Annotated in this window: 18 protein-coding genes; 9 read left to right on the forward strand and 9 right to left on the reverse strand. The window is 49.7% G+C overall.

The features are described from left to right. Positions 1-118: 118 nt before the first annotated feature. Positions 119-2,653 carry a class I adenylate cyclase gene (locus LZU85_RS17240; RefSeq protein WP_237287917.1) on the reverse strand — a complete coding sequence of 845 codons (2,535 nt, stop codon included), beginning with the start codon at positions 2,651-2,653 and terminating at the stop codon, positions 119-121. Positions 2,654-3,015: 362 nt separating this feature from the next. Between LZU85_RS17240 and hemC the strand changes: the two genes are divergently transcribed. The 4 genes from hemC to LZU85_RS17260 are packed head-to-tail and all read left to right on the forward strand — an operon-like array spanning position 3,016 to position 7,091. Then, positions 3,016-3,954, forward strand: a complete 939-nt coding sequence (gene hemC / locus LZU85_RS17245) for a hydroxymethylbilane synthase (protein WP_108694244.1) — start codon at positions 3,016-3,018, stop codon at positions 3,952-3,954. Between the two features lies 1 nt (position 3,955). Continuing rightward, entirely contained in the window at positions 3,956-4,687 is a 732-nt protein-coding gene (locus LZU85_RS17250; RefSeq protein WP_108694245.1) for a uroporphyrinogen-III synthase, read from the forward strand. Positions 4,688-4,701: 14 nt separating this feature from the next. Further along, positions 4,702-5,913 carry a uroporphyrinogen-III C-methyltransferase gene (locus LZU85_RS17255; RefSeq protein WP_225491092.1) on the forward strand — a complete coding sequence of 404 codons (1,212 nt, stop codon included), beginning with the start codon at positions 4,702-4,704 and terminating at the stop codon, positions 5,911-5,913. After that, on the forward strand, positions 5,910-7,091 hold the full coding sequence (locus LZU85_RS17260; protein ID WP_237287920.1) for a heme biosynthesis protein HemY: 1,182 nt from the start codon (positions 5,910-5,912) through the stop codon (positions 7,089-7,091). The genes LZU85_RS17255 and LZU85_RS17260 overlap by 4 nt, the downstream gene beginning before the upstream one ends. An 80-nt stretch (positions 7,092-7,171) precedes the next feature. Here the strand turns inward: LZU85_RS17260 and LZU85_RS17265 are convergent, their stop codons facing one another. The 3 genes from LZU85_RS17265 to ftnA form a co-directional block, all read right to left on the reverse strand. After that, entirely contained in the window at positions 7,172-8,359 is a 1,188-nt protein-coding gene (locus LZU85_RS17265; RefSeq protein WP_237287922.1) for a BaiN/RdsA family NAD(P)/FAD-dependent oxidoreductase, read from the reverse strand. 102 nt (positions 8,360-8,461) lie between these two features. After that, positions 8,462-8,785: a universal stress protein UspB gene (uspB, locus tag LZU85_RS17270; RefSeq protein WP_011079133.1), complete on the reverse strand. Its 324-nt coding sequence runs from the start codon at positions 8,783-8,785 to the stop codon at positions 8,462-8,464. 86 nt (positions 8,786-8,871) lie between these two features. Continuing rightward, the gene (gene ftnA, locus LZU85_RS17275) at positions 8,872-9,399 is read right to left on the reverse strand and encodes a non-heme ferritin (RefSeq protein WP_011079132.1); all 528 of its coding nucleotides are present in this window, start codon (positions 9,397-9,399) and stop codon (positions 8,872-8,874) included. 167 nt (positions 9,400-9,566) lie between these two features. On the opposite strand from ftnA, the gene uspA reads away from it, so the two are divergent. Then, positions 9,567-9,992, forward strand: a complete 426-nt coding sequence (uspA, locus tag LZU85_RS17280) for a universal stress protein UspA (protein ID WP_026050289.1) — start codon at positions 9,567-9,569, stop codon at positions 9,990-9,992. Positions 9,993-10,057: 65 nt separating this feature from the next. Next, entirely contained in the window at positions 10,058-10,948 is an 891-nt protein-coding gene (locus LZU85_RS17285; protein ID WP_013570918.1) for a carboxylate/amino acid/amine transporter, read from the forward strand. A gap of 91 nt (positions 10,949-11,039) precedes the next feature. On the opposite strand, the gene LZU85_RS17290 is transcribed toward LZU85_RS17285, so the two are convergent. The 3 genes from LZU85_RS17290 to LZU85_RS17300 all read right to left on the reverse strand — a co-directional run bounded on the left by LZU85_RS17290 (position 11,040) and on the right by LZU85_RS17300 (position 15,714). Beyond that, the gene (locus LZU85_RS17290) at positions 11,040-11,537 is read right to left on the reverse strand and encodes a hypothetical protein (RefSeq protein WP_072599876.1); all 498 of its coding nucleotides are present in this window, start codon (positions 11,535-11,537) and stop codon (positions 11,040-11,042) included. Between the two features lie 159 nt (positions 11,538-11,696). Beyond that, positions 11,697-12,476, reverse strand: a complete 780-nt coding sequence (locus LZU85_RS17295) for a class I SAM-dependent methyltransferase (protein ID WP_225491089.1) — start codon at positions 12,474-12,476, stop codon at positions 11,697-11,699. Positions 12,477-12,585: 109 nt separating this feature from the next. Next, entirely contained in the window at positions 12,586-15,714 is a 3,129-nt protein-coding gene (locus LZU85_RS17300) for a bifunctional diguanylate cyclase/phosphodiesterase (RefSeq protein ID WP_176299299.1), read from the reverse strand. A gap of 126 nt (positions 15,715-15,840) precedes the next feature. On the opposite strand from LZU85_RS17300, the gene asnC reads away from it, so the two are divergent. After that, a complete protein-coding gene (asnC, locus tag LZU85_RS17305; RefSeq protein WP_176299300.1) occupies positions 15,841-16,305 on the forward strand; it encodes a transcriptional regulator AsnC in 465 nt (154 codons plus the stop codon). Between the two features lie 81 nt (positions 16,306-16,386). Here asnC and prlC read toward each other — a convergent pair whose 3' ends face one another. Then, a complete protein-coding gene (gene prlC / locus LZU85_RS17310; RefSeq protein WP_237287923.1) occupies positions 16,387-18,429 on the reverse strand; it encodes an oligopeptidase A in 2,043 nt (680 codons plus the stop codon). 270 nt (positions 18,430-18,699) lie between these two features. Here prlC and LZU85_RS17315 point away from each other — a divergent pair, with 270 nt between their 5' ends. Further along, a complete protein-coding gene (locus LZU85_RS17315) occupies positions 18,700-19,539 on the forward strand; it encodes a 23S rRNA (adenine(2030)-N(6))-methyltransferase RlmJ (protein ID WP_176299302.1) in 840 nt (279 codons plus the stop codon). Positions 19,540-19,675: 136 nt separating this feature from the next. Continuing rightward, on the forward strand, positions 19,676-21,031 hold the full coding sequence (gorA, locus tag LZU85_RS17320; protein ID WP_039552081.1) for a glutathione-disulfide reductase: 1,356 nt from the start codon (positions 19,676-19,678) through the stop codon (positions 21,029-21,031). A gap of 76 nt (positions 21,032-21,107) precedes the next feature. On the opposite strand, the gene LZU85_RS17325 is transcribed toward gorA, so the two are convergent. After that, positions 21,108-21,719, reverse strand: a complete 612-nt coding sequence (locus LZU85_RS17325) for a bifunctional 4-hydroxy-2-oxoglutarate aldolase/2-dehydro-3-deoxy-phosphogluconate aldolase (protein WP_011079120.1) — start codon at positions 21,717-21,719, stop codon at positions 21,108-21,110. Positions 21,720-21,724: the final 5 nt, after the last annotated feature.

Consider the following 21,724-nt stretch of genomic DNA (forward strand, 5'->3'; position numbering starts at 1 on the left):
ACACCAGCAACGCACAAACACAAAGAGCACCTTTCGGTGCTCTTTGTGTTTCGAGTAGAGTAAGACGCGTAGCTATCGTTAAGCCATTAAGTGGCTAGGTAACTCAGCGGCTAGGTAACTATACGTTGACCGCTTTTGACATCTTGGTTTGAGTACAGGCATCGTTACGATAAGGAATAATGTACGACTCCTGCCCTTCCTCTTGCGGATGAATGATTTGATAATACTGAGGCAAGTTGAAGTTAATGCATTTCGAGGCAACATGCTTGTCGTCTTTCACCGCGGTGTAGAAACTGTTCACACTGGCGATCATCTCATCTTTAGAGCCGCTAAACTGGTGATACACTTCCACTTGGTTGGCTTCATCCAACACATAAATGTTGAAGCCTTTTTCCGTATCTTCAAAGAAAAACTGAATCAAGCCTTCGCTGGCAAAACCATCCACCACGGGCGGTAGATGATAGTCGTCCTCACGATCCAGCATCAGCAGCGGTGAGCCCTTGAGTTTATTCGTCGAGATGCTGCGGTAAAAATCGACTGAATTTTCTAACCTCTGCACCGATACGCCACGACGTTCAAAGAACAAACCGTAAGTCTGAGCTGCCAAGCGAATCGCTTTAAAACGGCGACGCTTTTCTTGCTCCACCGGCTTCAGGCGCAAATCAATGCACTCAGCCAACAGTTGATACACCATATTGCGCATCACGCCACGTAAGTTCTTGCTGTAGCAGAACACATCCACCGACTCTGGTGGGATCGCGTCTTGGTGCATTTTGCCCAACACGGTTTTCAGTGCATCCAACATTGCGGTTTCACCACGGAAATGCAGAGTCCGCACTTCATGCCAAGAGTTGCGATAAACCAGATCGACACTGCCAATCAAACATTTCTGTTCCGCACCAAAACTGAAGATGTCGGCGTTCTTAAGATCGACTTTTAATGAGCGTCCAGACAGCTCAGCGGTGGGATCGTTTTCAAAATTGATGAACATCGCCAATTGGCTGATTTCACATGGGCTGGCTAACGCTTGCATGGTCGGACGGCGTTTACGCAGCGAGAAGGTATTACGCAGATCGCTCACCATCTGATAGAACTTATCGATGTCCAGTTGCGCTTCTTTTACTACCGCGTGTAAACGAGTGGACTCAGTGATCAAGCCATTAAAGAACGCCCACGCCACCAACTTACTTAAGTATTCATGATGCTCAAGATACGGCTGGCCCAAAATGCGGTGCGCAATCAGCGGTTGCTTATACAGATACCAGCCGGATTTATTGATGCGCCCTTGGCGCACTTCAATGAAGCTCAAATCGGGTTCGTGCAAGTCTGGGGAAATTTGTGGATTGAGCAGCGTCACCTTACCCGGCAACACTTCAAACGCCGCATAAAGCTTACGCGCAAGAATACTGATGTCCTGAGGGCTAATCGCCGAGGTAATATCGTTACGACGAGCAAACTGAATCAGGTTGCGGTAACTCTGCATCAAGGCATCAAGCAAAGCATGATGCACCACTTTGACCTGTTCCACTTTCCAGTTACGTCGGTTATCCAACTCCGCAATCACCGCCTGCGACCATTGCCATTGGCTGGTCAACTCACGCAACGCTTCGCGGCGCCACGCCACGGAACCGATACCCGGTTCACGCGAGAGTTTTTCATGGGTTTTGAGATAAAAGCAGCGACGCACCAGATCCAAACGTGTGTGGTCATTAATACGTTCGAGATAGCGAGTGACCTTCTCCAGCATCAGATAGTACGCATCCATCCCATAGAGATCTGGTTCATGAGCAAAGAAACGACGCTTACTGTCGATACTCAGCAATTGCGTGTGTGGGTATTCCCACGAATACGCTTCAAGCAAAATTGCCTTCAATACCGACTTGTATGGCGAGTCGATACTCTTGTAGAGCTGCCACAAGTTCGAACCAAAGTACTCTTCAGCCGGAATGCGGCTCAGTTGACCAAAATCGATCCACTCATTGCAATTGATGTGGCCACCATTGCACAGCTCTGCCACGTATTGTTCGTAGCACTCTTCCATCTCAGGCGGCACGATTTGCCACAACAAGCGCTGCCCAGCAAGACGTACCGCTGAACGATAAAACTCATCCAACAGCAACATATGCTGTGACGAACCACAGTTGTCACCCGTCATCTCTTCCGAGCGGTTGCTGCGGAAACGATCTTCATCCATCAAGAAAAAGTTGGCTTCTACGCCATGCATCTGCGCCCAATCGGTGATCAGTAAGCATTTATTGGCGAGGCTCTCTCTTTCGTCATGGCCCATTTGTGTAGGAATGCAGACCCAAATATCGAGATCACTGGAGGTGCTTTGGCCAATGGACGAGGTACTGCCCATGGTATAGAGACCAAGAATTTGTGCATGCGGCGCGCGAGGTAAGGACTGACCTAGGGTTAATTCCGTGTCATCAACAAACTGCTGTTGAATATCATTGAGCTTAAGCCCATGCACCCCAAAGGGAACATCAGCGTCAAAATAGCCGGGAATAGCGGGGTGATTAAAGTGCAGTAAAACCGGGATAAGGTGGAATACTTGCTGACTTTGCAAATCCATAAGCGCCAGCGCACGCTCGATGCGTTGCCGGTTGAGGGTATCTAATCGCTGGATTAATTTTTCGGTATAAGCCTGCAAGGGATATCCTTGGTTTCAATATTGAGACACGTCTGCATAAGTTTTGAGCCATCCTGGCTAAAAAACGTGATCAATTTAACACTTCCATCCGTATTGGTAAAGACAAATGCGCTGCATTCTTCACCACCACACTCGCGCTGGTGATAGGCAGAGCACGGCCTCAAACTCGGCGGCTAAGTGTCGCTTGTAATCTTTATAACTAATAATAGTCCATCCGCCAAATGAGAATCCAATCACACTATTTCAGTCTCACCTACCATTTCGTTAACGGTAGCATCAGTTCCACCAACTAACAGTAAGACTTTAGCAGTGAGAGTGGTAGGATTAGCCCAAATCAGAACGTTCAAGATATTGGGAAGACAATGACACACTCAACGCCAATCCGAATCGCAACACGCAAAAGCCCCCTCGCTCTATGGCAAGCCTACTACGTAAAAGATGCGCTACAGAAAGCCCATCCGGGCTTGGAAGTCGAGCTGGTGACCATGGTGACCAAAGGCGACGTGATTCTTGATACCCCTCTTGCCAAAGTGGGTGGCAAAGGCCTTTTTGTCAAAGAGCTCGAGGTGGCAATGCTGGAAGGTCGTGCTGACCTCGCCGTTCACTCGATGAAAGACGTGCCAGTGGATTTCCCGGAAGGTTTAGGTTTGGTGACGATTTGTGAGCGTGAAGATCCTCGCGATGCCTTTGTCTCAAACACCTACCATCATGTTGATGAACTGCCTCAAGGCGCGGTTGTCGGCACTTGTAGCTTGCGTCGTCAATGCCAATTGAAAGCCTATCGCCCAGATTTGGTGATCAAAGAACTGCGCGGCAACGTCGGCACTCGTTTAAGCAAACTCGATGCGGGTGAGTACGACGCGATCATTCTCGCGGCCGCTGGTCTGAAACGTCTTGAACTGGAAGAGCGCATCCGCAGCTTTATTGAGCCAGAACAATCGCTCCCTGCCGTAGGCCAAGGTGCTGTGGGCATTGAATGTCGTACTGACGATGAGCGTATTCTCAAGCTTCTCGAACCACTGAACCACGCCGATACGGCCGATCGCGTCAAATGCGAACGCGCCATGAACCTCACCTTAGAAGGCGGCTGCCAAGTGCCAATCGGTAGCTATGCGCTGCTTGAGGGTGATGAGATCTGGCTACGTGCTTTAGTGGGCGAGCCAGACGGCAGCGAAATCGTCCGTGGTGAAATTCGTGGCCCTCGCGCACAGGCGGAACAATTAGGCGTGCAATTGGCCAATCGACTGCTGGATGAGGGCGCCAGAGAGATCCTCACTAAGTTGTACCAAGACCACGAATAACATGGCGGTACTGGTAACAAGGCCAGCCGAGCAAGGCCAAGCGCTTTGCCAACTGCTTCAACAAGCTGGAGTCCCTGCACTCCAGCACCCTCTTATTGATATCGTTGCGAATAGCTCACTCAACACCCTCGCCAACGACCTGAAGCAAAGCGATGTGATCATCGCGGTGAGTCAACATGCGGTGCATTGCGCCGAACACATCCTCAAAGCACAGCAACAAAACTGGCCGCAAAACGCGCTTTACCTTGCCGTTGGTCAAAAAACCGCACACTATTTGAGCAAAGTTACCCACCAAGACGTAAACTACCCGACGGTCAGTGATAGCGAGCACCTCCTACAACTCCCAGAGTTCAATCGGATAGCTGGAAAACGCGTACTGATTCTACGCGGTAACGGCGGACGAGAACTGATACATCAGGCATTGAGCCAACGAGGGGCTGACGTCCGGTATTGTGAGACCTACCAGAGAGAATTGATCCCCTTTGATGCGGTAAGCTCTCTCACCTTATGGCGCGATCAGGGCGTCGACACTCTGATTGTCACCAGTGCAGAACAACTCGACTACCTCCACGCTCAAATGAGTGATGAGGGTAAATTTTGGTTATATCAACAACGCTTGCTGGTTCCCAGCGAACGTATTGCTGCCATTGCGACCCAACTTGGCTTTACTCAGGTTTGCAATGTAGGAAGTGCCTCGAACAAAGATTTACTGGCTGCTCTCCAGCCTAAGTAACACAGGACAAACTCATGACAAGTAAAAAAAATAACGAGCCAAATAAGCCTGAAGAAACAACTTCTCAACCAATAACCTCTGACGCCTCCACGCCAGAAACATCGAACACCGAATCGACTGCGTCCGTTTCAGCCGATGAACCAACGGTGACACCAACAACACCGCCACCAGCAGCCGCTGCAAAGAAAGAAGATAAAAAACCGAGCCAAAAACTCAGTATCCTTGCCATCATCATTGCGTTGTTGGGCACTGGCGGCGTGGCGTTCCAGCTTCAACAGCAAAACAGCCAATATCAGGCACAAATCGCTGCGCTGCAAAATCAGTTGCAACAAACGCAAAGCGCGATGAGCACTGAGCTTAACCAAGTGAAGCAAGAGACCGTCGCCAAAGCGACCGAAGTCACTCACAAAGCAGAAGTGGTGCTGGCTCAGCAGCAGAAAAGCATCGAAAGCTTGCAACTTGCAATGGCGGACGTAAAAGGCCGTCGCCCGAACGATTGGTTATTGGCGGAAGCCGACTACCTCGTCAAACTGGCGGGGCGAAAACTGTTCCTTGAGCATGACGTCGTGAGCGCCACCAGCTTGATGGAAAGTGCCGACCAACGCATCGCGGCACTCAACGATCCAAGCCTCGTGCCTCTGCGCAAAGCGATGGCCAAAGACATTACCGATCTGAAAACCATTCCGCTGATTGACCGCGATGGTTTAGTGCTGCGTTTGACCGCACTGCAACAACAAGTCGACCAATTGCCATTGGCAAATGCCATTCTGCCAGAAGCGAAAACCGTCGAGAAACAACAAGTCTCTGACGACATCAACAACTGGCAAAACAACTTAATGGCGTCGCTCAAAGCCTTCTCAGAGAACTTCATTACCTTCCGTACTCGTGATGGCAACGTCATTCCACTGCTGTCGCCAGAGCAGCACTTCTATCTGAAAGAGAACATCAAAGCGAAAATCGAAACCGCCATCAAAGCGGTCTATCAAGAACAAGGTGAGGTTTACACCAGCTCACTCACCACCGCAGAAGCGTGGTCGCAAGCGTTCTTTAACCAAGATAACAACACGGTGAAAGAGTTTACTCAGTCGTTGAAACAGCTCAGCGAGCAAAAAATTCAGGTGCAATACCCTGTGAAGCTGCAAACGCAAAATCAATTGGCGGATGTGATTCGTGAACGTCTACGCCGTGAAGTCACTAGCATGACCAGCACGGAGGCGCAGCAATGATTCGTTTGATCTTCCTCTTTGTCGTGCTTGGTGCCGGGCTGTTTGTCGGTACCCAGTTTTCTGGCCAGCAGGGCTATGTGCTGATCTCGATCGCCAACACCACCATTGAAATGAGCGTCACCACGTTGGTGATTTTCATTGTCGCGGCTTTGGCCGGTTTGTTTGGCTTAGAATACCTAGTTAAAAAAGTACTCTATACCGGTTTCACCACGTGGAACTGGTTTAGCGTACGCAAAATGCGCCGCTCTCGTCGTTACACTAACGAAGGCATCATCAAGTTGCTGGAAGGCGACTGGAAAGGCGCAGAGAAGAAAGTGACACGCTGGGCAAGCCATCATGACATGCCACTGCTTTGTTACTTAGTGGCCTCAGAAGCAGCGGATGGCCAAGGTGACAAAGCCAAGCGCGATCACTACTTAGCATTGGCCGCCGAGCAAGAAAACGCCTACTTGGCGGTAGAGCTAACCCGATCAAAGCAGTTGGTACGAGAGGGCGAATTTGCGCTGGCGTTTGATAGCTTGCAGTCTCTCAAAGGTCGCTACCCCAATAATCCGATTGCGCTGAACTTGCTCAAAACCACTTACCTAGAGCTCAAGTTATGGCAGCCTCTGATTGACCTCTTGCCAACACTCAACAAGCAAGCGTTGATCTCCCCAGAGGACGCCGAACAGATGCACCAACGAGCTCAGTGCGGTTTACTGGCCGACGTTGCTGGGCAACAAGGCAGTGAAGGATTAATCAAACACTGGAATACACTGCCACGCAAAGTCAAACAAGACCCACATTTGGTGGCCTGCTTTGCCAAACAGTTGATTGCCCGTAAAGCCGACCACGAAGCACTCACCGTGATCAAAGAAGCACTGAAAAAATCACCATCGCCAGAGCTGTATGCACTCCTGCCACAACTCAACCTTAGCGATGTGCATCCTGTGATTGTGATGCTCGAACAGAATGTGAAAAACGACAACCACAACGCCGAAGCGCACAGCGCACTGGCGCAGTTGTATTTCCGTGAAGGAAAATGGCCACAAGCACAGTCGCACTTTGAAACGGCACTGAAAGTACGTTCGAGTGTTTCCGACTACGCTTTCCTAGCCGATGCGCTTGAGAAGCAAAACCTCAACAAAGCCGCGCATGAAGTGTCACGTAAAGCGCTGACGCTGGCACAAAATCACTGATTCTTGGTGAAAGAGATAACCTGTAAAAGCAAAGGGACGGTTGAACCGTCCCTCTGTTTTTTATTTGTCTTTACTTGAGCTTACACCCACTGTCCCGCGACAAAGCCACTCGACCAACACCACTGGAAATTGTAACCGCCAAGCCAACCTGTCACATCCATCACTTCGCCAATAAAGTACAGCCCTGGGACGGTTTTGCACTCCATGGTTTTTGAGGAAAGGTAATCGGTGTCTACACCGCCCAACGTGACTTCCGCCGTGCGGTAGCCTTCAGTGCCATTAGGCGCAATTTTCCAATGCTCCAAATACTCAACAATCTCTTGCAGCTCTTTTCCATTGTATTGCTTAAGAGGTTTGTCCGTCAGCTCGTTACGATCGATCAGTACTTCGATGAGGCGCTTAGGCAGCACTTTCGCTAGGGTATTTTTCAAAGTCTGATTTGGGTGTTTTTCCAAATTGCGTTGCAGCAGCTCCAGCACATCCACCTCAGGCACCAGATTAATGCTCACCGCTTGACCTGCCTTCCAGTAAGACGAAATTTGCAGTACTGAAGGGCCAGATAAACCACGATGGGTAAACAGCAGTGCTTCTTTAAACAACGTACCGTCTTCTGCGGTGATCTCCGCCGGAATGGCAATTCCCGAGAGCTCTGCAAAGTCTTCTTTATCTTGCTTGTGCAGCGTAAATGGCACTAAGCCTGCGGTGGTCGGCACCACTGGAATACCAAACTGCTCAGCGATTTTATAGCCGAAAGGGGTCGCGCCCAGTTTTGGCATCGATAAGCCACCCGTCGCCACCACCAGAGATTGGCATTCAAATGCCTCTGCGCCAGCACGCAGCACAAAACCTTGCTCGGTTTTCTCGATTTCGGTGAGTTGTACCTGGTAGCACTGGGCAATGTTCGGCTGGTCACACTCACTCAGCAGCATGTTGACGATCTCTTTGGCAGAGTCGAGGCAGAACAGCTGACCATGGTCGCGCTCTTCAAACTCAATACCATATTTGTAGATCATCGAAATGAAGTCCCAGTTGCTGTACTGCGACAGGGCGGATTTGACGAAATGGGGATTCCGGCACAAGTAGTTTTTCGCCGAGACCTCATTGTTGGTGAAATTACAACGACCACCACCGGAGATGAGAATTTTGCGTCCTGGCTTTTTCGCGTGGTCAAGCACCAACACTTTGCGGCCACGACGGCCTGCCTCGGCAGCACACATCAATCCCGCCGCACCGGCGCCAATCACCACCACATCAAACTTGTTACTCATGCTGGAAAATCTCTCTGACAATAAAAAAGGATGTGCAGTTGGCACATCCTTACTTTTTCGCCGCTATTCTAACGGCAAAGTGGGTTATTTTCCAAGCACTGGCTACAGAAGAAATGCAGCCAACAAAGTCACACCGGTCAAGCTTACACTCAGGACGAATAACTCTCTTACCCGATCGCATTTCCCAGTAAAAACTTCATCGTGATGATGGTGGTACTCTTTGCTTTTCAGATAGTGGTAGAGTCGCACCTGTTTGGTGACATTGCCGTGAGTGGTAAAAAATCCGTTACCATCCACTTGTTGATATAACAGTGGATGCGCTTCACGCATGATATAAATCAGTGAACGAAGAGCGGTAAGATAACGAGCGAGGTTAACCCCCGTTACCACCATAAGCGCAAACAGGATAATATCTCCATTGATCATCTTTTCCTCCCTACATCTTCATCAATGCTCAAGAGAAAAAGACAATCAATGTCTTTCTAACCCGCTAACGGAAACTGGCTGTTCCGTTAAGCTGCTGGAGCATCCATGATTGAAGATGAACCTTCTTTCGCCATTTGTGCCAGATCTTTATCGATGAAGAACAGCGCTTTGCCATCTTCACCAACAAGTTCAATTTTATCCAAAATCCCTTTGAACAATTTTTCTTCTTCGTGCTGCTCTGCGACATACCACTGCAGGAAGTTAAAGGTTGAATAATCCTGACTGGTAAACGCAACATGAGCGAGCTTATTAATCTGCTGAGTGATCATTTGTTCATGTTCATACGTTTCGCGGAACACTTCACCCAAGCTTGCAAAATCATGTTTTGGTGCTGCAATCGCGCCTAGAATCGGTAATGCACCCGTCTCGCTGACGTAAGTGAACAGGCGTTGCATGTGTTGCATCTCTTCCACAGCGTGCACTCTTAAAAACTGTGCTGCGCCATCAAATCCTTTATCTTCACACCAAGCACTCATTTGTAAGTATAGATTGGATGAGAAAAATTCCAGATTAATTTGCGCATTCAATTGTTCGACCATAGTCTGAGACAGCATGAGGACTCCTGATTGTTTGTATCCGTTTTGAGCTACTATACCACGAAAATTTCGATAACTCTTTGTTACATGGAATTGGATCTGAGATCCCTTTGGCAAAAAACTATTCACCTAAGTGCTATGTTTTAACTATACCCACGAGGGAAAATGATAAAGGAGAGCACACCATGAGTTATCAACACATATTAGTCGCTGTTGATCTTTCTGACGACAGCAAGCTATTGATCGATAAAGCCGTTTCTTTAGCAAAAGCTTTAGAAGCGAAAGTATCCTTTATCCATATCGATGTGAATTATGCCGAGCTGTACACCGGCCTTATCGACATCAACATGGCCGAAGCACAGCATCAGGCGATGGAGGCGTCTCGCACTCAATTAGGCAATCTCGCGGATTACGCCAACTACCCGATCACTCATACCTTGGTCGGCAGCGGCGATTTAAGCAATGAACTGTGTGACACCATTGGTGAGTACCAAGTGGATTTGCTCGTGTGCGGCCATCACCAAGATTTTTGGAGTAAACTGCTCTCTTCTACTCGTCAACTGATCAACTGCTCTCCGGTTGATATGTTGGTTGTACCACTTAAAGAGTGATTTTGCTTTTGCCCTTCTCGGCAAATCGGTAGACTGCGGACATTTGTTATTTACTCGTTATCACTATGTTTTATCTCTCCGCAGTCACCCTGTTATGGGCATTTTCATTTAGCTTGATTGGCGTTTACCTCGCCGGTCAGGTGGATTCTTGGTTTTCGGTACTGATGCGCGTAGCACTCGCCAGCGTCGTGTTTGTTCCTTTCCTCAAATTCAAAGGGGTCAGCAAGCGTCTGATCGGTAAATTAATGGTGGTCGGCGGCTTCCAGCTCGGCTTGATGTACTGCTTCTATTACCAATCGTTTCTGCTGCTGTCTGTTCCTGAAGTGTTGTTGTTCACCGTCTTTACGCCGATCTACGTCACGCTGATCTACGATTTGCTGCATGGGCGTTTCTCTCCTTGGTATTTGGTGACGGCCATCATCGCCGTATTGGGTGCCGTCTTTATCAAATTTGCCACCATTAACCCGAACTTCTTGTTGGGCTTTTTGGTGGTGCAAGGGGCCAACCTCTGTTTTGCCATTGGCCAAGTGGGCTACAAATACATTATGGAGAAAGAGCAACTCGAGTTGCCACAACACACGGTATTTGGTTACTTCTACCTTGGCGCACTGTGTGTGGCCTTGGTGGCGTTTGCTTTGATGGGTAATCCGAGCAAGCTGCCCACCACCGAACTGCAATGGGGCATTTTGATTTACTTAGGCCTGATTGCATCTGGCTTGGGCTATTTTGCCTGGAACAAAGGGGCAACGTTGGTTAATGCTGGAGCCTTGGCGGTAATGAACAACGCTTTGGTGCCTGCTGGGCTTATCGTCAACATCGTGATTTGGAATCGCGATGTCGATTTGCTGCGCCTAACATTGGGCGGCGGGGTCATTCTGTTTTCGCTGTGGCTGAATGAAACCTGGGTCAAAGCCAAAGTGGAGCGCGACTTTGCTCGCAAAGCGTCACAAGCCTAGCCCTTATCTCGCCTAGCGCCCTGCTTCAATGACCCACATGCACTCAGCCCACCATTCGGTGGGCTGAGTCGTTATACTTGCTTAAGCACGCTTAGTGCACTTGATCGGCACTGCCTTGCAATACTTGTTTGTGGCTTAACACTCGTAAAATGCCGTTGTATTTGTTGAGTTTTCCTTCCAACTTTTCACGCTTTTGCAGTTGTTTGACTTTCTTCTTGGCTAACTTCGCCAGTTTCTTATGGTATTTGCGCTGTTTTTTCAGCGCCTTTTTGGCTTGCTTAAGTTGTTTTTTACCCAGTGATGGCAAATTAATGTCAAACGCACTCACCGACTCCGCCGTCAGTAATGTTTGCGGACGTTGATTCTCGGCTATCGACGTTGGCGAGGGTAACGTGGCAGCCTTTACCGCCAAGGGTTTGGCTTTCGATTTTAGACTCGGAATGGCTTGTGGCTTGCACAGCGAACTTTTCGATGAAGACGCACGCGCACAAGAACGGCAAAGGTATTTGGGCGCTGCAACCAACTGATGAATCTCACCCAATTGACTGGCGATCTCTCTTCTATCCATCTTACAAAAGCGTTTTGTCATGCGACTACTCCAACACAAACCATGTCTGCACATTACCGATAGTTTGAATAATAATAATTCTTAGTTAGATATACAGCGAGTGCGGCAAATTGGCAAGCGCAGAAATGTGAGACTTTCTGCGCGACAGAAAAGAAAAGGAGAGATTGAGGGGAAAAGCGCTTAACTCATCGACGCGTTGACATAGACGTCAAAACGGTTCTTTTTGGTCTCAATCGCCATGCTGGGTTTAACGCCATCGAGCCACTCTGCATAGTCTGGGCGCTTCACCACCACACGCTTGGTCGCCAATGCTAACGCCGGTGTGAGCAGCGCATCGGCATCGGTATCTGCCCCAACCAAAGATTGAAACACGCGCATCTCTTTTTTCACTAAGGCGGTTTTCTTTTTGTTTTCAGGATGCGGGTACATGGGGTCCAGATAGACCACATCGGGACGAACAAACTCGGCATCGCTGGCTAACGCGGCGAGCGCGTCGTGGCTTGACGCGTGCAGCAGTGACATACGCTCACTCACCCAAGCACCAATTTCATCATCTTTTTTCGCTCTGGTTAAGCCATCGTCGAGCAAAGCGGCCACAACGGGGTTGCGCTCCACCATCTGCACCTTGCACCCAAGCGAAGCCAAGACAAACGCATCACGCCCAAGCCCTGCCGTGCCATCCAAAACCGTCGGTGTTACCCCTTTGTTGAGTCCCGCGGCTTTGGCAATGGCTTGCCCTTTGCCGCCACCAAACTTGCGTCGATGCGCAACCGCACCACCGGCCAAATCGACATAAATCGCTCCCAGCTTAGGTTCATCAAGCTTACGCAACTCCAAACGCTCGAACGTCAGCACAAGAGCGAAATGGCTGTGTGCATCGTGGGTCAGTTGCCATTTGCTGGCAATGGCGTCGAGATAAGGCTGTAAAGCCGCATCTTCACAAATCAGTTGTAGTTGCACAGGGTGCTCCGAAAAATCGTCATGGATGAGGAACTGGCTGGCGAGTTTACCGCAAGCAAGGCTGGAACTGTAGCGATTCCATCGGCCCTAAACAGGGCGATGCATTCACTCAAGCGCTACCTCGCTGTGTTAGTTCGGCCTGCCATTGTGCCACCAGCTCTGCCAATGGCGTTGGGTAACCCATCACGTAGCCTTGGGCGTAATCCACCCCAAGTTCTGTCAGTAACGCGACAATTTCACTGTTTTCAACGAACTCAGCTACCGTTTGCTTACCCATTTGCTGCGCCAGTTCATTGATGGCTCGCACCATGATGTGATCGCTCTCATTGCGATGCATGTCCTGCACAAAAATGCCGTCGATTTTCACCACATCGACGGGCAATTGCTTGAGATAGCCAAACGATGACAGCCCAGAACCAAAGTCATCCAATGCAATCAAGCAGCCCAGCGCTTTCACTTGAGCGAAAAACTCCATCGCCAAGCTGATGTTTTTCATCGCGGCCGTTTCGGTGATTTCCCAACAAATTTTATCGCACGGTAAGACGGTGTTTTCCAATCGATCGAGCAGGAACATCATGAATTCTGGGTTACCCATCGAGTGTCCAGAAAGGTTAATTGAACAACGATCAAGCTGCGCCACGACCTCAGGATGAGCTTCAAGCCAGTTAAAGGTTTGGGTCACGACCTGTTCATCAATCAAATGCGCGATGTTGTAGCGCTCTGAAGCTGGCATAAAAATCGCGGGAGAAAGATACTGCCCTTGCTCATCACGTATTCGGCTCAAAATCTCAAAGTGCATGGTAGAGCGTTCTTGACTGAGTGGAATAATACGCTGAGCAAACAGTTCTAAACGGTTATTGGCCAGGGCTTCATGGACTAGGTTGACACTTTCCATTTCTTGCTGGCGTCGCTGCAGTTCTTCGCTGTCCAAGCTAAACAGTTTAAAGCGATTGCGCCCCTGCTCTTTAGCGGCGTGACAGGCCGTGTCTGCCTGCGCATGCACCATTTGTGGCGATTCGGCCGTATGGTCAATCATACGAATGCCAATTGAGCAGGTTAGGTTTATTTGCACTTTTTCCCAGATGAAAGGCTGGCTGCTTAATGTGGCAATGATGGTTTTCGCCACACCGATGGCGGTGTGTTCATTGCTGTCTTTGAGTAAGACAGCAAATTCATCGCCACCTAAGCGCGCCAAAATCGCGGTATGTGGCAACACTTCTTCCAACATACTGGCACAAAATTGAATTGCCCCATCTCCCGCATCATGCCCTGCGGTATCATTGAGCACTTTAAGCTGATCCAAATCGATGTAGAGCATCGCATGCACACGGCGATGACTTTCCACCTCGCGCAGCGCGCGTTTGAGTTCAATATCAAATTGGTTGCGATTAAAGGTATCGGTCAACAAATCGTATTTGGCTTGATATTCCAACTGGCGTGCCAACTGTTTGTTGTGGGAGATGTCTTCACCAACGATCAAAATTTGCCCAGACTCGGTCAATGGGCGAATGTTTTCTCTCAGCCAAACGGCACTGCCATCTTGATGACGATATTCGATTTCGCGTCGCCATACCCCTTGTAAAATTGGCGTAGGTTGCAGCAACATTTGTCTTGGCGTCATTGCTTGCTGATCAATATAGAAGTCTTGTAGTAGATGTCCCATCATCTCGAGTTGCTCATAGCCTAAAAGCTGCTGAGCAAAACGGTTTACTTGCTGAATGCGGTTGTTTTTATCCAGCGTCACCATCATCACCGGCTGTTGCTCATAATAATTGCGTAAGTTGGACTCTCGTTTATAGAGCCTATCTTCCATCAACTTACGCGAGGTGATATCTCGAGCTTCAAAGAGAAATTGCGCCTCTTGACTACTGTCTGAATAAAGGGGCTTTAACGAGATTTCCAGCATGATGGAGCCCAGATTTCGACTCCAAATCTCAACCTCAAACGTTGAAAGCTGCGCGTTCGAATCACTGAAATAGTCCGCCAAACGCTTGGCTGATTCATCTTCCCAATGTTGATGTTGCCACAATGGACGATCAACAGATGCGCCGTGGTCAAACAACAGCTCTTGTAATTGAGCATTACTCGAAATCACACAACCATTGCTGTCTAGAATCCCAATGTATTGCAAACTCTGGTCGAAAATAGACTCGAGCATCGACTGACTCTCACGCGCCAACGTTTCGCTCTGTTGAATGCGGCGCAAGTAATAGACCAACAGCACAATCACCAGCAGCAACATCACAAATACCGAGCTGTAGAGACGGATCTCTTGCGCGTAACGCACCGAAAATGGCTCGGGTTTATTGACCAACACCGAGGCTGGCTCGCCTTCCACCCCTAACTTCCAGCGCGCCACGGCTTGATAATCCAGTTTGATGTCAGGCTCCACCACCTTCACTTTCGGTAAAGGTGAGGCGGGTGAGTCCAGCACTTGGTTCAACACTTCACCCGTGGCAAAGCCTTGCTTGTAACCACTTTGAATCACGCCACCGACCGCACCATGACCAAGACCGAGATCGTGCACCATGTAGATCGGTGCTCTGCTGACGCGATTGAGCTCCTGCCAATCGTCATCATCACTCAACGTACCATCGGCATCACGGTAATAAGCCCAAAACAGCACTGCGCTGTCTAAATCGAGCGTTTGCACCCGCTCAATCAGCTCAGCCACCGTATTCGGCACTAAATGTTGTACTTTTTGCTGATACTCAGGATAGCGGGACAAAAACTTGTCCACCTGCGCGCGCAGCGCGACACCCGTGATCGAATGGTCCGTCACCACAAAAATTTGCTGTGCTTGGGGCTGTAAACGCTCAATCAGCGACACGTTCGACAGCAGATCAATATCTTCAATCACGCCAGTGGCATTCAAACCCGTGTGCAATTCTGGCGTGTAATTATTAATGCCACCAAAAATCACCGGCGTGCCCGCCAGTGGCTCCGCCAAACGCTGCATCAACTGCAGTGCAACGTTATCGCTCACCACAATCGCATCAAAACGTTCTTGTGCCACTTTGGTTTTGTAGAGAAAGTAAAGCTGATTGAGAAAGCTGGCGCTTTGATTGCGTTTGGTGTCGAGATAAAGCACACGCAGAGTCATGTCGCGCTCACCGAGTGTTTGTGCGAGGCCAAGTTGGAAGGAGTCTGTCCAAAAGAAACCTTGGTGGTAAGAGTGCACCACTAAAATATTTTTCTCATGGGCACTTGCCCAAAAGCTGCATAGCATTATCAACATGGAAAAATAAAATCGCACTGGCTCACCGTCCTCTCATTCAGCCTATGAGCAAAAAACCTTGATTGTGAAAGATAAGCTGCCCTTGTTAGTATTATACCCATATGCTGATTAGAAAAGGGACAGACAATGCATTCAGCCAATACCAAGATTGATGATTTGGATCGCGCTATATTGAAAACGCTGATGGCGGACGCGAAAACGCCTTATGCAGAGATGGCTAAGCAGTTCAACGTCAGCCCTGCCACCATTCACGTGCGCATCGAAAAGATGAAAGCGGCGGAGATCATTGAAGGTACCGAAGTGGTGGTCAACACCAAAAAACTCGGCTACGACGTGTGCTGTTTTATCGGCATCAACCTCAATGCGGCGCGCGACTATCATTCCGCGCTGGAAAAACTCAACGCATTGGATGAAGTGGTGGAAGCGTATTACACCACGGGCGCGTACAACATCTTCGTCAAACTGATGTGTAAGTCGATTGAAGAGCTGCAATTTGTGCTGATCGACAAACTGCAAGCGATCGACGAAGTGCAATCGACCGAAACGCTGATTTCGCTGCAAAACCCGATCAATCGCAACGTCAATCCTTAGCTCGCAACAAACTTAGCGCACCGCAAAAAAACAAGGCCAGCCGTTGGGCTGACCTTGTGATATTGAGTTTACTTCATCGAATTAAGCCGCAATACCGGAATGGCGCAGCAAAGCATCGATTTGTGGTTCACGGCCACGGAAGCGTTTGAATAGCTCCATCGGCTCTTCGCTGCCACCCATCTCAAGAATATGGTTGAGGAAGCTCTGACCCGTCTCAGCGTTGAAAATGCCTTCTTCCTCAAAACGCGAGAATGCGTCAGAAGAGAGCACTTCTGCCCATAGGTAGCTGTAGTAACCCGCACAGTAACCGCCCGCAAAAATATGGCCAAAGCTGTGTGAGAAACGCGCCCATTCAACCGCAGGCAGTACCGCGACTTTCTGCTTCACTTGCGCCAAGGTTTCGAGCACGCGTGGGCCAACTTCAGGGTCAAATTCGGTGTGCAGCGTGAAGTCAAACAGACCGAACTCAAGCTGGCGCAAAATGCCCATTGCCGATTGGAAATTCTTCGCCGCCAACATTTTCTCTAGCATCGCTTTTGGCAATGGCTCACCCGTTTCATAGTGGCCAGAGATAAACGCCAGCGCTTCCTCTTCCCAACACCAGTTTTCTAGGAACTGACTTGGCAGCTCCACCGCATCCCAAGGCACACCATTAATACCAGACACCGCACCCGTGGTGACTTGAGTCAGCATATGATGAATACCGTGGCCAAATTCGTGGAACAAGGTGACCACTTCATCGTGCGTAAACAGTGCTGGTTTGTCGCCGATTGGGCGGTTGAAGTTACACGTCAGGTACGCCACTGGGGTTTGCAGCTCGCCTTGTGCATTAATACGACGCACGCGGCATTCATCCATCCAAGCACCGCCACGTTTGTGTTCACGCGCATAGAGATCAAGGTAGAAGCTGCCACGCAGCGCGCCCTGCGCATCGAAAATATCGAAGAAACGCACGGAGTTGTGCCAAACGTCAATCCCTTCGCGCTCTGTCACGCTCATGCCAAACACACGTTTGAGCACTTCAAACAAACCGCTGACGGCTTTCGACTCAGGGAAATACGGACGCAGTTCTTCATCCGAAATTTGGAACAGGTGCTGCTTTTGTTTTTCGCTGTAGTAAGCGATATCCCACACATTCAGTTCAGACACACCAAACTCTTGCTCAGCAAACTGACGCAACTCTGCCACTTCACGCTCACCTTGTGGTTTGGCTTTGGTGGCTAAGTCATTGAGGAAGCCCAACACTTGCGCTGGGTTTTCTGCCATTTTGGTCGCCAGAGACTTTTCACTGTAGGTATTAAAGCCAAGCATGCGAGCAATTTCATGACGCAGTTTCAACTGCTCGTTGATGATCTCGGTGTTGTCCCATTTACCGGCATTTGGACCGCGATCCGACGCGCGCGTCACGTACGCTTCGTACACTTCACGGCGCAGCGCTTGGTTGTCACAGTAAGTCATCACTGGCAAGTAAGAAGGCACATCCAGCGTGAGCAAATAACCGTCGAGCTCTTTGGCTTCAGCAGCGGCTTTCGCGGCCGCCAACGCCGATTCCGGCATGCCTGCTAACTCTTTCTCATCGGTGATGTGCTTGGTCCAGCCCATGGTGGCGTCTAGCGTGTTGTTGGAAAACTTAGAGCTCAGCTCTGACATACGCTTGCTGATTTCGCCATAGCGCTTTTGCTCATCCGCAGGCAGACCAATGCCCGATAGCTCAAAATCACGCAAAGCATCGGTAATGGTTTTCTGTTGTGCAGTGGTCAACTTGGCAAACGCTTCGCTGGCTTTAATCGCTTTGTACGCTTCAAACAGACCTTTGTGCTGGCCGACCCAAGTGCCGTATTCCGACAACATTGGCAGGCAGCTTTCATACGCGTCGCGCAGCTCGTCGCTGTTGACAACAGAGTTCATGTGACTCACGGGTGACCAAATACGGCTGAGACGATCATCCACTTCTTCGATCGGCGCAATCACCGTTTCCCAGCTAGGGGTATTGTTGCCTTCAAGCACCTGTTCAATCTTGGCACGACAATCGGCAATCGCCTGTTCCACTGCAGGAAACACATGCTCTGGCTTGATTTGAGAAAACGGAGGCAGATCCGTAAAAGTAAGGAGTGGATTAGACATATAAATTCCTTTTGTTTGACTCTTCAGTATCGTGGCCAACTGTCCATCGGTGACACGCTTATCAATAATAATACGCGATTTACACCGACCACCGCCAATTGGTCTTACATTTTGATACTAAATGAGGGTTAAAGGTTCACATTTCAATACGAATAGACGATTAACTTTTTTGTGACTCAGAGAGAATCCTGAACATCAGCGTCAGTTGGGTATATAATCGCCCTATTAATCCCTGACCACACTCTACCAAGAGTGTTACGAGAGTGAATTTTGCTAAGTTATCGTCATAGCTTTCATGCCGGCAACCATGCCGACGTGGTAAAACACATTGTTCAGAGCTTGATTCTGGACTCGCTAAAACAAAAAGACAAACCCTTCGTCTACCACGACACCCATTCGGGCGTTGGCCGCTACGATTTGACCCACGAATGGTCAGAGAAAACGGGCGAATACAAACAAGGCGTGGCGCGTATTTGGGATCGCAGCGATCTGCCTGCCGACATCGCCAGCTATATCGCTTCGATCAAAGCCCTCAACAATGGCGATAAGCTACGTTACTACCCTGGCTCACCACGCGTCGCACGTGCTCAATTGCGCGATCAAGACCGCATGGTTCTGACGGAGCTCCATCCAAGCGATTACCCGCTATTGGAACAAGAGTTTCACCGCGATCGCCAAGTCAGCATTTACAAAGAAGACGGCTTTCAACGCCTCAAAGCCAGCTTGCCACCGCAAGAGCGCCGCGGTCTCGTATTGATTGACCCTCCTTACGAGTTGGCCAAAGAGTACCGTGATGTGGTGCAAGCGATTTACCAAAGCCACAAACGCTGGGCAACCGGCATCTACGCGATTTGGTACCCCGTGGTCAATCGCTGCGACATCGACGACATGTTAGAAGGGCTGGAAGGTCTGGGCATTCGCAAGATTCTGCAAATTGAGTTGGGCGTGTCACCGGATACCAATGAGCGCGGCATGACCGCTTCAGGCATGATTGTGATTAATCCACCTTGGACGCTGGAAAGCCAGATGCAACAAATTTTGCCTTTCCTTAAGGAAGCTATTGCGCCGGCAACCGGTCATTGGAAGGTAGAGTGGATCGTTCCTGAGTAAAAGAGAGACGCAGCCCCCAAAGAATTTCCGTACGACAGATTGAGTTCAACCAATCTGTCCTCCATATAAAAATGAAATAAATTGAAAAACGCAGGGAGTACGCGAGTAAATCGCCCCTGCCAGACAGGAGAAAGTAATGGCAACGCATTTTGACTATATCTGTATCGGCGGCGGCAGTGGCGGCATCGCTTCAGCAAACCGTGCGGCGATGTATGGCGCGAAAGTGGCGCTGATCGAAGCAAAAGATCTCGGCGGCACGTGTGTGAACGTTGGTTGTGTACCGAAAAAAGTGATGTGGCATGGCGCGCAGATCGCAGAAGCGATGAGCCTATACGCTCCTGACTACGGCTTTGATGTGGAAGTGAAAGGCTTCGACTGGAGCAAATTGGTTGAGAGCCGCCAAGCGTACATTGGCCGCATCCACCAATCTTACGATCGCGTGCTAGGCAACAACAAAGTCAACGTGATTAAAGGCTTCGCTAAGTTTGTCGATGAGAAAACCGTGGAAGTAAACGGTGAGCACTACACCGCCGATCACATTCTGATCGCTGTGGGTGGCCGCCCGACTATTCCAAACATCCCTGGCGCGGAATACGGCATCGATTCAAACGGCTTCTTCGACCTTGCTGAGCAACCAAAACGTGTTGCTGTCGTTGGCGCGGGTTACATTGCGGTGGAAATCGCTGGCGTGCTCAACGCCCTTGGTACAGAAACCCATCTGTTCTGCCGTAAAGAGTCGCCACTACGCAGCTTTGATCCAATGATCATCGACACCTTAGTGGAAGTGATGGCGGCAGAAGGCCCAACACTGCACACCCACTCGGTACCAAAAGAAGTGGTCAAAGAAGCCGATGGCAGCCTAACGCTTCATCTAGAAAACGGTGAAAGCCAAAACGTTGATCAGCTTATCTGGGCAATCGGTCGTCACCCAGCGACTGACGCCATCAACCTGAGCGCAACCGGTGTAGCAACCAACGAGCGCGGCTACATCAAAGTCGATGAGTTCCAAGCAACCAACGTTGCTGGCATCTACTGTGTGGGCGACATTATGGAAGGCGGTATCGAACTCACACCCGTTGCAGTGAAAGCGGGTCGTCAGCTTTCTGAGCGTCTGTTCAACAACAAACCCAACGCGAAGATGGACTATGACTTGGTCCCAACTGTTGTGTTCAGCCACCCACCTATCGGCACCATTGGTCTTTCTGAGCCAGAAGCGATCGCTCAATATGGTGAAGAGAACGTGAAAGTGTACAAATCTGGCTTTACCGCAATGTACACCGCCGTGACTCAACACCGTCAGCCATGCAAAATGAAGCTCGTATGTGCGGGTGAAGATGAGAAAGTGGTTGGCCTGCACGGCATCGGTTTCGCGGTGGACGAAATGATTCAAGGTTTCGGCGTCGCGATGAAGATGGGCGCAACCAAAGCCGATTTCGACTCGGTTGTGGCTATCCACCCAACGGGCTCAGAAGAATTCGTCACGATGCGTTGATCGCATCATCGAATAAAGCGAGAAATAACAAAAGGGTCATCAATCGATGACCCTTTTTGTTATGGAGCAATGGTGTTTACTTCACCGCGCGAACCAGTTCGGCAATGCCTTCCCAATCGCCGCTGTCCATCATGGCGGTTGGTACCATCCAAGTGCCACCACACGCGACAACCGATTTCAGCGCGAGATAATCTTCCACGTTAGATGGGCTCACACCACCTGTTGGCATGAATTCCACTGGGTAAACCGCCGTCAGCGCTTTAAGCATGTTGACGCCGCCTGATGGCTCAGCAGGGAAGAACTTCAGGGTGCGCAAACCCATTTCCATCGCTTGTTCCACAAGGCTTGGGTTGTTGACGCCCGGTACAATGGTCACGCCGCGTTGTTGACAGTATTTCACTGTGGTTGGGTTAAAGCCTGGGCTGACAATGAAATCCACGCCAGCTTCGATGGCGATGTCCACTTGTTCTGTGGTTAATACCGTGCCCGCACCAATCAACAAATCAGGGTAGGCTTCGCGCATGATGCGAATGGATTCCGCCGCCGCTTCCGTGCGGAATGTCACTTCCGCACAGGGTAAACCGTTTTCTACCAACACTTTTGCCAATGGCAAGGCGTGTGCTACATCGTTGATAGCGATAACTGGGACGATTTTGATCTCTCTTAATCGTTGTTCAAGTGTTGTCATAGATA

This window comes from Vibrio floridensis, from assembly GCF_021852965.1.
Classification (GTDB): domain Bacteria; phylum Pseudomonadota; class Gammaproteobacteria; order Enterobacterales; family Vibrionaceae; genus Vibrio; species Vibrio floridensis.

Excerpts from the sequence above, each read along its gene's own strand:
- LZU85_RS17265 (WP_237287922.1), bottom strand. The coding sequence starts at position 8,359 with ATGAGTAACAAGTTTGATGTGGTGGTGATTGGCGCCGGTGCGGCGGGA.
- LZU85_RS17325 (WP_011079120.1), bottom strand. The coding sequence starts at position 21,719 with ATGACAACACTTGAACAACGATTAAGAGAGATCAAAATCGTCCCAGTT.
- LZU85_RS17285 (WP_013570918.1), top strand. The coding sequence starts at position 10,058 with ATGTTTTATCTCTCCGCAGTCACCCTGTTATGGGCATTTTCATTTAGC.
- gorA (WP_039552081.1), top strand. The coding sequence starts at position 19,676 with ATGGCAACGCATTTTGACTATATCTGTATCGGCGGCGGCAGTGGCGGC.
- uspA (WP_026050289.1), top strand. The coding sequence starts at position 9,567 with ATGAGTTATCAACACATATTAGTCGCTGTTGATCTTTCTGACGACAGC.
- uspB (WP_011079133.1), bottom strand. The coding sequence starts at position 8,785 with ATGATCAATGGAGATATTATCCTGTTTGCGCTTATGGTGGTAACGGGG.
- prlC (WP_237287923.1), bottom strand. The coding sequence starts at position 18,429 with ATGTCTAATCCACTCCTTACTTTTACGGATCTGCCTCCGTTTTCTCAA.
- LZU85_RS17300 (WP_176299299.1), bottom strand. The coding sequence starts at position 15,714 with ATGTTGATAATGCTATGCAGCTTTTGGGCAAGTGCCCATGAGAAAAAT.
- LZU85_RS17250 (WP_108694245.1), top strand. The coding sequence starts at position 3,956 with ATGGCGGTACTGGTAACAAGGCCAGCCGAGCAAGGCCAAGCGCTTTGC.
- hemC (WP_108694244.1), top strand. The coding sequence starts at position 3,016 with ATGACACACTCAACGCCAATCCGAATCGCAACACGCAAAAGCCCCCTC.
- LZU85_RS17255 (WP_225491092.1), top strand. The coding sequence starts at position 4,702 with ATGACAAGTAAAAAAAATAACGAGCCAAATAAGCCTGAAGAAACAACT.
- LZU85_RS17290 (WP_072599876.1), bottom strand. The coding sequence starts at position 11,537 with ATGACAAAACGCTTTTGTAAGATGGATAGAAGAGAGATCGCCAGTCAA.
- ftnA (WP_011079132.1), bottom strand. The coding sequence starts at position 9,399 with ATGCTGTCTCAGACTATGGTCGAACAATTGAATGCGCAAATTAATCTG.
- LZU85_RS17260 (WP_237287920.1), top strand. The coding sequence starts at position 5,910 with ATGATTCGTTTGATCTTCCTCTTTGTCGTGCTTGGTGCCGGGCTGTTT.
- asnC (WP_176299300.1), top strand. The coding sequence starts at position 15,841 with ATGCATTCAGCCAATACCAAGATTGATGATTTGGATCGCGCTATATTG.